Origin of the sequence: Micromonospora sp. DT48, from assembly GCF_049844495.1 — a bacterium.
GTDB lineage: Bacteria > Actinomycetota > Actinomycetes > Mycobacteriales > Micromonosporaceae > Micromonospora.
Window position 1 is genome coordinate 61,853 of record NZ_JBNCLE010000019.1, and the last position, 8,846, is coordinate 70,698.

Here is an 8,846-nt window from a genome sequence, read left to right on the forward strand (position 1 = left end):
GGGTCTCCTGCTGGGCGGATGGCGTCAGGAGGAGACCCGGTGCGCCGCCCGGCGGGTGTGCAGTAGCCAGGCGAGGCCGAGGATCGGCAGCACCAGGGGGATGTAGCCGTAGCCGCTGCCGAAACCGGACCAGACCGTCTCGTCCGGGAAGAGATCCGGGCGGGCCAGACTGAACGCGCCGACGCCGACCACGCCGGCCAGTTCCAGCGCGCAACAGGCCAGGGCGACGCGGCGACCCGCATGACCGGCCCGCGCCAGACCGACCGCGGCGACGATGTAGACCACCGCGGCGAGCGCGGAGAGCAGGTACGCCAACGGCGCCTCGTCGAACTTGGTGGCGATCTGGACGGCGGCGCGGCTGCTCGCCGCGATAGCGAAGATCAGGTAGACGGCGATCAGCAGCCGTCCCGGCCCGGCGTTGGTTCGTGGGCGGGCGGTGTGTGACTCAGCCACCGAGCACTTCCCAGGTCTGCTGGAGCCGGACCACGACCACCGGGGTCACCAGGCACACCGCGCAGACGATCGCCGACCCCCAGCGGGTCGGTTCCATCCGGGCCAGCACCGCCGCCAGCGGCGGTAGGCAGACGAGGGTGACCAGGTAGCCGAAGAACGACCCCGGTTCGCCGGGGCGCTCGCCGCCGGTCAGCGCCACGGCGGTCACCACCGCCAACCCCAGCAGCAGCAACTCCAGCACGGCCAGCCCGATGAACTGCACCCGGTCCGGCGACCGGTGGCGCAACGCGGCCACCAGCGCCCAGACGGCGACCAGGAGCGCCACGACGATGGCGGCGACGGCCAGCGCCCCGTCGACCGGAGACCCGGAGACGGGAACGGTGGCCGGTGCGGGGGTGGGAGTGTTCACCTGGTTCGTCCGGTGCTCGTTCCGATCACCGGCCCACTCTACTAACCCCCGTAGTAAGAGCCGCCGGAAGGCACCCCACGCCGGTCGGCGGGGCACCGGTACGCCCGTAGGTGTCCGCGTAGGCCCTCGCGGGCGTGGTCTGATGGTCGTGACACGACCCGGGTGGGCCGTGGCCAGGTGAGGAGGCACGGGATGCGGTTCGGGTTGTTCGGCACCGGGCACTGGGCGGCGGAGACGCACGCGGCGGGACTCGACGCACACCCCAGAGCGGATCTCGTCGGAGTGTGGGGGCGTGACCCTGACAAGGCCGCCGCGTTGGCCGCCCGCTACGGGGTGCCGGCGTTCGAGGATGTCGACACGTTGATCGAGGCGTGCGACGCGGTCGCCGTCGCGGTCGCCCCCGACATCCAGGTGGAGATCGCCGTCCGGGCCGCCACCGCCGGTCGGCACCTGCTGCTCGACAAGCCGCTGGCGTTGAACGTGGCCGACGCCGATCGGGTGGTCGAGGCGGCCGTGGGCTCGAACGTGGCGTCGGTGGTCTTCTTCACCGGCCGTTACCAACCGGAGGTCGCCGGCTTCATCGCCGCGACCGCCGCCGCCGGAGGATGGCACACCGCCCAGGTGATCCGGTTCGCCTCGATCTTCCAGCCCAGCAGCCCGTACGCACAGTCGCCGTGGCGTCGGGAGCACGGCGCGTTGTGGGACGTCGGCCCGCACGCGCTGGCCGTCCTGCTGCCGGTGCTCGGCCGGGTGGCCCGGGTGTCCGCCGCCGATGGCCCCGGCGGCCTGGTGCACCTGCTGCTCAGCCACGCCGACGGTGCCACCAGCACGGTGTCGCTGACCCTGGACGCACCGCCCCGCTCGGCCGCCGCCGAGTTCGTCCTCTACGGCGAGAGCGGTATCGAGCGCCTGCCGGCCAGCGGCGCGAGTGCGGCGAGGGCCTTCGGGGTGGCGATCGACCAGTTGTTGGCCGAGGTCGACGCCGGCACCCGCGACCACCGCTGTGACGTGCGGTTCGGCCGCGAAGTGGTGTCCGTCCTGGCCGCCGCCGAGGCCGCCCGCGCGCAGGGCACCGTGATCGACGTACCGGCCTGAGCGGGCCGGAAACCGGTGGCCGCCCGCCACGCGGGTGGGTAGGGTCGCCGGCATGTGCGTGTGCGCTTTGATCAACGCGGTCGCCATGCCGGCCGCGTTCGGGCCGCTGCTGGTGGCCCGCCCGCGCGTCCGGCGCCCGGCCCTGGCCGGCGCGGTCCGCGACTGACACCACTTCCCGCGTACGTCTGCGGCACCCGTCCCCGCGTGGTGGTGCCGTTCCCGCGCCATCTCACCAGGGCCGTCCGAGTCCCGATCACTCGGACAGGCCCCGTCGACGGTCGCCTGTCCGCTCTCGTCGCCACCCGGCGACAGACAAGGACGACGCCATGGCGCTCCGCCGAACCCGCACGACAGCCCGCGACAGGTCCCGTCGTGTGCTCTCCCAGAACTTCCTCGCCGACCCGACCGCAGTCCGGCGGTTCATCGACGCCGCCTGCCCCGACCCGCACGGACTGGTGCTGGAGGTGGGTGCCGGGCGGGGGCAGTTGACCCGCCCGCTGGCCGCGCGTTGCGGCCGATTGACGGCGTACGAGGTGGACCCGGTCGCCGGCACTGAACTGGCCCGGGTCTGCGCGACCCTGCCGAACGTCACGCCTCGCCAGAGCGACTTCCTCTCGGCCGTACCACCCGAGGAGGAGTTCGCCGTGGTCGGCAACATCCCGTGGTCGCTGACCGCAGCCGTGGTGCGCTGGTGCCTGGCCGCGCCGGGGCTGCGCACGGCCACCCTGCTCACCCAACTGGAGTACGCCCGGCGGCGGGCCGGTGACTACGGTCGGTGGACCCGGTTGACGGTGCTGACCTGGCCGGAGTTCGACTGGCGGTTGGCCGGGCGGGTGCCGCGTACGGCATTTCGGCCGGTGCCCCGGGTCGACGCCGGCATCCTGCGCATCGAGCGTCGGGCGCAGCCGTTGCTGCCGCCTCGGGCGCTGCCGGCGTACCGGCGGATGGTCGAGCTGGGCTTCGGCGGGGTCGGCGGCTCGCTCGCGGCCTCGCTGGCCCGCGAGTATCCACGGGCCCGGCTGGCGGCGGCGGTGCGGGCCGGTCGGCTCGCCCCGGACACCCCGGTCGGGCAGGTCTGGCCGGAGCAGTGGTTGGTGCTGTACCGCCTGTTGCACGCCCGCTGATGCTCAGGTGAACGTACGCAGCACCTCGGTCAACTCGTCGGGGGAGCTGATCTGCTCCATCGGCAGGGCCCGTACGGCCTGCAACTGCTCGGTGCTCGCGCCGTTCTCCTGGCACCAACGGATCAGGTCCTCGCGGGAGACGGGATAGTCCAGCCCGGCGAGGTACTCCTGCAGGGCCGCGCCGCTGTCGGTCATGGTCTGCGACGTACCCGCGCAGCCGCCCCGGCACACCACCGGCGGGCCCCGGCGTTTGCCCGTCGGGGTGCCGGGTAGCCGCTGGCATGCTGGTACAGCGGCTCGGCGCGCCGAGCGACCTCGATCCGTTGCTGGAGCGTGTCCGGGACGCCCAGGTGGTGATGATCGGGGAGGCGACGCACGGCAGCTACGACTACTACCGCATCCGGGAGCAGTTGACCCGGCGGCTGATCGCCGAGTGCGGCTTCTCCTTCGTGGCGGTGGAGGGTGACTGGCCGGACTGCGACCGGGTGCACCGGTCGGTGACCGGCGCACCCGGTGCGATCGCCGAGCCGCAGATCGCGCTGGAGGCCTTCGAGCGGTGGCCGACGTGGATGTGGGCCAACGCCGAGGTGGCCCGCTTCTGCCGGTGGCTACGGGCCTGGAACATGGAGCGGGCGGAGGCGGCCCGGGTCGGCTTCCACGGCCTCGACGTCTACAGCCTCTGGGAGTCGATGCAGGCGATCTTCGACTATCTCGGCGAGGAGGAGCCGGCCTCGCTGGAGGTGGTCCAGGACGCGTACCGGTGCTTCGAGCCGTACGGCAAGCGGGTCGAGGAGTACGGCGCGGCGAGCCGATTCGTCTCCGCCCGCTGCGAGCAGGAGGTGATCCGGCTGCTGGCGCGTACCCGAGAACACGCCATCGCCGACGGCTCGGACGCCTTCTCGGCCTGGCAGAACGCGGAGGTGGTGGCCGGTGCGGAGCGCTACTACCGGGAGATGGTCGCCGGTGGACCCGGCTCGTGGAACGTCCGGGACACCCACATGGCGGACACCCTGGATCGGCTGCTCGACCACTACGGGCCGGGTGCCCGGGGGGTGGTGTGGGCGCACAACACGCATGTCGGCGACGCGCGGGCGACCGACATGGCCGCCGACGGGATGGTGAACATCGGCCAGCTGGCCCGGGAACGCCACGGCGCCGACCGGGTCGTGTTGGTCGGCTTCGGCAGCTTTCGCGGCACGGTGATCGCCGCGCCCCGCTGGGGGTCGCCGGCGGAGGTGATGGTGGTGCCGCCGGCCCGGCGCGGTTCGCTGGAGCACCGGCTGCACGAGTTGCTGCCGGAGCGGGCGGTGCTCGTCTTCGGCGGGCCGGACCAGCCGGGCTGGGTCACCGATCCGCGCGACCACCGGGCGATCGGGGTGGTGTACGACCCGTCGCTCGAGGCGTGGGGCAACTACGTGCCGACCCGGCTGGGGGAGCGCTACGACGCCTTCATCTGGTGCGACGAGAGCACCGCGTTGCATCCGTTGCCCGCCCGGGCCGCCCCGGGCGAGATGGAGACCTACCCGGCCGGTGTCTGAGCACGGCGACGGCCCCCGCCGAAGGTCGGTGGGGGCCGTCGCGTACGGGGTCAGGCGCCGACCCCGACCTTGTCGTCGAGCTTGGCGCGCAGCTTCTCGCCCTCGATGTCGACGTTCGGCAGCGCCCGGTCCAGCCAGCGCGGCAGCCACCAGGCCACCTTGCCGAGCAGCGACATCACCGCCGGGACGATGGTCATGCGGACCACGAAGGCGTCGATCGCCACGCCGATCGCGAGCGCGAAGCCCATCGACTTGATCACCGGGTCATCCAGGAAGACGAAGCCGCCGAAGACCGAGGTCATGATCAGGGCCGCGGCCGTCACCACCCGGGCTCCGTGCCCCATGCCGTTGATGGTGGCCTGCTGGGCGGTGTCACCGTGGACGAAGTCCTCCCGCATCCGGGAGACCAGGAACACCTCGTAGTCCATGGCCAGGCCGAACAGGATGCCGATCAACAGGATCGGCAGGAAGCTGATCAGCGGGCCAGGGGTGTCCAGGCCGACCAGGTCGGCGAGGTGACCCTGCTGGAAGACCGCGACCGTGATGCCGAACGTGGCGGCGACGGTGAGCAGGAAGCCCAGGGCCGCCTTGACCGGCACCAGCACCGAGCGGAACACCAGCATCAGCAGCAGGATCGACAGGCCGACCACCAGCGCCAGGTAGATCGGCAACGCGTCGGAGAGCTTCTCCGAGATGTCGATGCCGATCGCGGTGACACCGGTGAGCAGCACGTCCGCGCCCTGGATGCCGCCGACGGAGGTACGGATGTCGTGCACCATCGTCTCGGTGGCCGGATCGGTCGGGCCGGTCTGCGGGATCACCCCGAGCAGCGCCGTTCGACCGTCCGGGCTCAGCTGCGGCGGGGCCACGGCGAGCACGTTGTCGGTGCGTTGGACCAGGGCGGTGACCTGCGGAACGGCTGCCGAGGTGGCGGCGGCGTCGTCACCGGCGACCACCACCGCGAGACGTCCGGTGAAGCCCGGCCCGAAGCCCTCGGTGATCAGGTCGTTGGAGACCCGGGCAGCGGACCCCACCGGAGCGGTACCGGCGTCGGGCAGGGCCAGCCGCATGTCCGACGACGGCAGCGCGAGCAGCCCCAGGCCGAGCAGTCCGACGAGGATCACCGGGATCCGGAACCGGGTGGTCAGCCGGGCCCAGCGGAAGCCGAACGTCGACTTGTCCTCACCGGCCGTGGTGGCGGGCTTCGACGGCTCGCCCGGGCCGGTCTCGTCGCCATCGCCGTCGGCGGTGGCGGCGTCGGCGGAGAGCACCACCGGCACCGACGAGCGCAGTCGGCGAGGCAACACCCGGCGACCGGCGAAGCCGAGCAGGGCCGGCTGGAGGGTAATCGCCACCAGTACCGCGACGGTCACGGTGCCGGCGGCGGCCAGGCCCATCACGGTCAGGAACGGGATGTTCACCACGGCGAGACCGGCCAGGGCGATGACGACCGTGGCACCGGCGAAGGTCACCGCCGAGCCGGCGGTGCCGACCGCCCGCCCGATCGCCTCGTCCGCCGGTATGCCTTCGAGCAGGTTCTGTCGGTACCGCGAGGTGATGAAGAGCGAGTAGTCGATACCGACGGCCAGGCCGAGCATCAACGCGAGGATGGGCGCGGTGCTGGTCAGCTCGATCGCGCCGCTGAGCGCAAAGAGGCCGGCCATGCCGACGCCGACGCCGATCAGCGCGTTGAGCATGGTCATGCCCGCGGCCACCAGCGAGCCGAAGGTGACCACCAGGACGATGAGGGCCACCGCGACGCCGATCGCCTCGGTGGAGCCGACCTCGGGCTCGGAGTTGAGCACCTCACCACCGGGCGCCACCTGCCAGCCCTGGGCCGTCGCGTCGGCACCCAGCCGCTCGTACGCCTCCCGCTGCTCGTCGGTGACCTGGTCGGCGCCGCCGGAGAACTGCACCTGGATGAGCGCGTACTGACCGTCGGGGGAGACCGAGCCGACCTGGAACGGGTCGACGGCGGCGAGCACCCCGGGGACCGTGGTGGCCTCCTGGGTGATCGACTGGATCACCGCCTGGCCCTCGGGGGTGCCGAGCTGGCCCGGGGCGGGTGCCTTGACCGCGACGGTGCCGGTGGCGCCGGCCGCCGCCGGGAACTGCTCGTCGAGCAGGTCGAGCGCGCGTTGCGACTCCGTACCGGGCATGCTGAAGTTGCTGGCCGTCGGGCCGCGCAGGGTCGCCGCTGCCAGGCCGAGCCCGACGAGTACGACGAGCCAGATCGCGGCGACGAGTCGCCGCCGCCGCATCGAGCCCCGGCCAAGCCGGTAGAGCAGGGTCGCCATGAGGTCCTTCCCTCAATCGTGAATTGGTGGAACTGGTTCAGTGCACGGGCGGCTCAAGCGCCCGTCGCAGCAGGCCGAGCAGCGCGTCGCCCAACTCCTGGTCGGTCAGGTCGGCGAACTCGCCGCAGGTTTCGGCGATACCGGCGAGCAGCACCAGCGCGGTGACCCGGGCGGAGGCCCGCTCGGAGTGCCCGGCGAACGCGTCGATGAGCCGTTCGGAGATCTGCTGGATGTGCGCGAAGACCGGCTGTTGCAGCAGCTCCGGGAACTCACCCCGCAGGAAGGCGATCTCGTTGCGGAACCGGACCGCGAGGTCGACGAAGCCCTCGGCCGCGACCCGCTGCGCGTCGGCCGGCCCGTGCTGCTCGGCGATCCGTTCGTCGAGCGAGCACAGCGCCTCGATCGCGGGCGCCATCAGCTCGGTGAGGATCGCCTCCTTGTTGGCGAAGTGGTACAGCACCGCAGCCTTGGAGCAACCCACCTCGGTGGCGATGTCCTGCAACGACGTGCCCCGGTAGCCGGTGGCGGCGAAACGTCTCGCCGCTGCCGCGAGGATCTCGTCGTGCGTCTGCGGGGTGGGACGGGCCATGAGAATCAGCATGCCTGACCGATCGGTCAGAGGCTGACCGATCGGTCAGATCAGTGGTCTTCCCCACAACCGGAGCTGTCGAAACGACACCGGGTGTTCCGGTTGACCGTTGCCCGTACGCCGAGGATGGTGATCGGATGAGCGGGGCTGACGAGACCCGGGACGGGGTCGCGCTGACGAACCTCGACCAGCCGCTGTTCGACGGGTCGGGGGTGCGCAAGCGAGATCTGGTCGACTACCTCGACGCGGTGGCTGACCGGCTCGTCCCGCACCTGCGTGGCCGACCGCTGTCGGTGGTCCGGGTGCGTCCGGGGCAACCGCCGTTCATGCAGAAGAACCTGCCGCGCTACACCCCGGACTGGGTGCGCCGGGTGCCGATCTGGGCGGAGGCGTCCCGACGGGAGATCGCGTACGCGTTGTGCGACGACCGCCGTACCCTGCTCTGGTTCGCCAACCAGCGGGCCGTCGAGTTCCACCCCACCCTGGCCACGGCCGACGACCTGAGCCGCCCGACCCACCTGGTGCTGGATCTCGATCCGCCGGAGGGCGGTGGGTTCGGTGCCGGGGTGCGGGCCGCGCTGCTGGTCCGGCAGGCGCTGGCCGACGCCGGGTTGGCGGGTGCGGTGAAGACCAGCGGCGCCAAGGGGGTGCACGTCTTCGTCCCGGTCGAGGGCAGCGACGCCGAGGAGTTGGCCGCCGCCACCCGGGCCCTCGCCGCCCGCGCCGAACGGCTGGACCCGAAGCTGGCGACCACCGCGTTCATCCGCGAGGACCGGGGCGGCAAGGTCTTCGTCGACCCCACCCGCACCGGCGGGGCGACGGTCGTCTCGGTGTACAGCCCTCGGCTGCGTCCCGATGTGCCGGTCTCCTTTCCGGTGCCCTGGCCGGAGTTGGAGTCGGTCACCCCGGCGGACTTCACCATCCGGACGGTCCCGGCGCTGGTGGCGCAGCGGGACCTGTGGGCCGATCTGCTGCCGGCGCCCCAGCGGCTCCCCGCCGACCTGATCGAGGAGGGCCGCGCAATCCCGATCCCGAGGGTGCAGGCCATGCACGAGGGCCGCCGCCGAGCCCGCGCCCGCCGAACCCCTACCTAGACAAACCCACACTGCCCCGCAGGTCGCGCCCCGGCACGCACAACCGGACGGGGCTCGGCATGGACCAACGGACCGTGTTCACAGAACCAGGGCTGACGGAGATCGCCCAGCGGCGCGAGCTGCGGACGGCGTCTGGACGCCGGAGGTTGACGGAGATCGCCCAGCGGCGCGAGCTGCGGACGGCGTCTGGACGCCGGAGGTTGACGGAGATCGCCCAGCGGCGCGAGCTGCGGACGGCGTCTGGACG

9 protein-coding genes are annotated in these 8,846 nt (G+C 72.3%); 4 read left to right on the top strand and 5 right to left on the bottom strand.

Annotated elements, in window-relative coordinates; translation table 11 throughout:
- Positions 1–24: 24 nt before the first annotated feature.
- A complete protein-coding gene (locus ACLQ2S_RS21905) occupies positions 25–453 on the bottom strand; it encodes a hypothetical protein (protein WP_309222563.1) in 429 nt (142 codons plus the stop codon).
- Positions 446–862 (bottom strand): hypothetical protein, encoded by a 417-nt coding sequence (locus tag ACLQ2S_RS21910; RefSeq protein ID WP_309222564.1) that lies wholly within the window; start codon positions 860–862, stop codon positions 446–448. Before ACLQ2S_RS21910 ends, ACLQ2S_RS21905 begins: the two co-directional genes overlap by 8 nt.
- Positions 863–1,054: 192 nt before the next feature.
- Here ACLQ2S_RS21910 and ACLQ2S_RS21915 point away from each other — a divergent pair, with 192 nt between their 5' ends.
- Positions 1,055–1,957, top strand: a complete 903-nt coding sequence (locus ACLQ2S_RS21915) for a Gfo/Idh/MocA family protein (RefSeq protein WP_425702554.1) — start codon at positions 1,055–1,057, stop codon at positions 1,955–1,957.
- Between the two features lie 326 nt (positions 1,958–2,283).
- A complete protein-coding gene (gene erm, locus ACLQ2S_RS21920; protein WP_155214727.1) occupies positions 2,284–3,081 on the top strand; it encodes an ErmE/ErmH/ErmO/ErmR family 23S rRNA (adenine(2058)-N(6))-methyltransferase in 798 nt (265 codons plus the stop codon).
- Between the two features lie 3 nt (positions 3,082–3,084).
- Here erm and ACLQ2S_RS21925 read toward each other — a convergent pair whose 3' ends face one another.
- Entirely contained in the window at positions 3,085–3,276 is a 192-nt protein-coding gene (locus ACLQ2S_RS21925) for a DUF2795 domain-containing protein (protein WP_155214728.1), read from the bottom strand.
- Between the two features lie 86 nt (positions 3,277–3,362).
- Here ACLQ2S_RS21925 and ACLQ2S_RS21930 point away from each other — a divergent pair, with 86 nt between their 5' ends.
- The gene (locus ACLQ2S_RS21930; RefSeq protein ID WP_425702557.1) at positions 3,363–4,619 is read left to right on the top strand and encodes an erythromycin esterase family protein; all 1,257 of its coding nucleotides are present in this window, start codon (positions 3,363–3,365) and stop codon (positions 4,617–4,619) included.
- Positions 4,620–4,669: 50 nt separating this feature from the next.
- Here the strand turns inward: ACLQ2S_RS21930 and ACLQ2S_RS21935 are convergent, their stop codons facing one another.
- On the bottom strand, positions 4,670–6,916 hold the full coding sequence (locus tag ACLQ2S_RS21935; protein WP_425702559.1) for an MMPL family transporter: 2,247 nt from the start codon (positions 6,914–6,916) through the stop codon (positions 4,670–4,672).
- 37 nt (positions 6,917–6,953) lie between these two features.
- Complete coding sequence (locus ACLQ2S_RS21940; protein WP_155214731.1) at positions 6,954–7,505, bottom strand: TetR/AcrR family transcriptional regulator; 552 nt, start codon at positions 7,503–7,505, stop codon at positions 6,954–6,956.
- A gap of 137 nt (positions 7,506–7,642) precedes the next feature.
- Here ACLQ2S_RS21940 and ACLQ2S_RS21945 point away from each other — a divergent pair, with 137 nt between their 5' ends.
- Positions 7,643–8,599: a DNA polymerase domain-containing protein gene (locus ACLQ2S_RS21945; protein ID WP_425702561.1), complete on the top strand. Its 957-nt coding sequence runs from the start codon at positions 7,643–7,645 to the stop codon at positions 8,597–8,599.
- The last annotated feature ends 247 nt before the right edge of the window (positions 8,600–8,846 follow it).

Excerpts from the sequence above, each read along its gene's own strand:
- ACLQ2S_RS21915 (WP_425702554.1), top strand. The coding sequence starts at position 1,055 with ATGCGGTTCGGGTTGTTCGGCACCGGGCACTGGGCGGCGGAGACGCAC.
- erm (WP_155214727.1), top strand. The coding sequence starts at position 2,284 with ATGGCGCTCCGCCGAACCCGCACGACAGCCCGCGACAGGTCCCGTCGT.
- ACLQ2S_RS21925 (WP_155214728.1), bottom strand. The coding sequence starts at position 3,276 with ATGACCGACAGCGGCGCGGCCCTGCAGGAGTACCTCGCCGGGCTGGAC.
- ACLQ2S_RS21930 (WP_425702557.1), top strand. The coding sequence starts at position 3,363 with ATGCTGGTACAGCGGCTCGGCGCGCCGAGCGACCTCGATCCGTTGCTG.
- ACLQ2S_RS21935 (WP_425702559.1), bottom strand. The coding sequence starts at position 6,916 with ATGGCGACCCTGCTCTACCGGCTTGGCCGGGGCTCGATGCGGCGGCGG.
- ACLQ2S_RS21940 (WP_155214731.1), bottom strand. The coding sequence starts at position 7,505 with ATGGCCCGTCCCACCCCGCAGACGCACGACGAGATCCTCGCGGCAGCG.
- ACLQ2S_RS21945 (WP_425702561.1), top strand. The coding sequence starts at position 7,643 with ATGAGCGGGGCTGACGAGACCCGGGACGGGGTCGCGCTGACGAACCTC.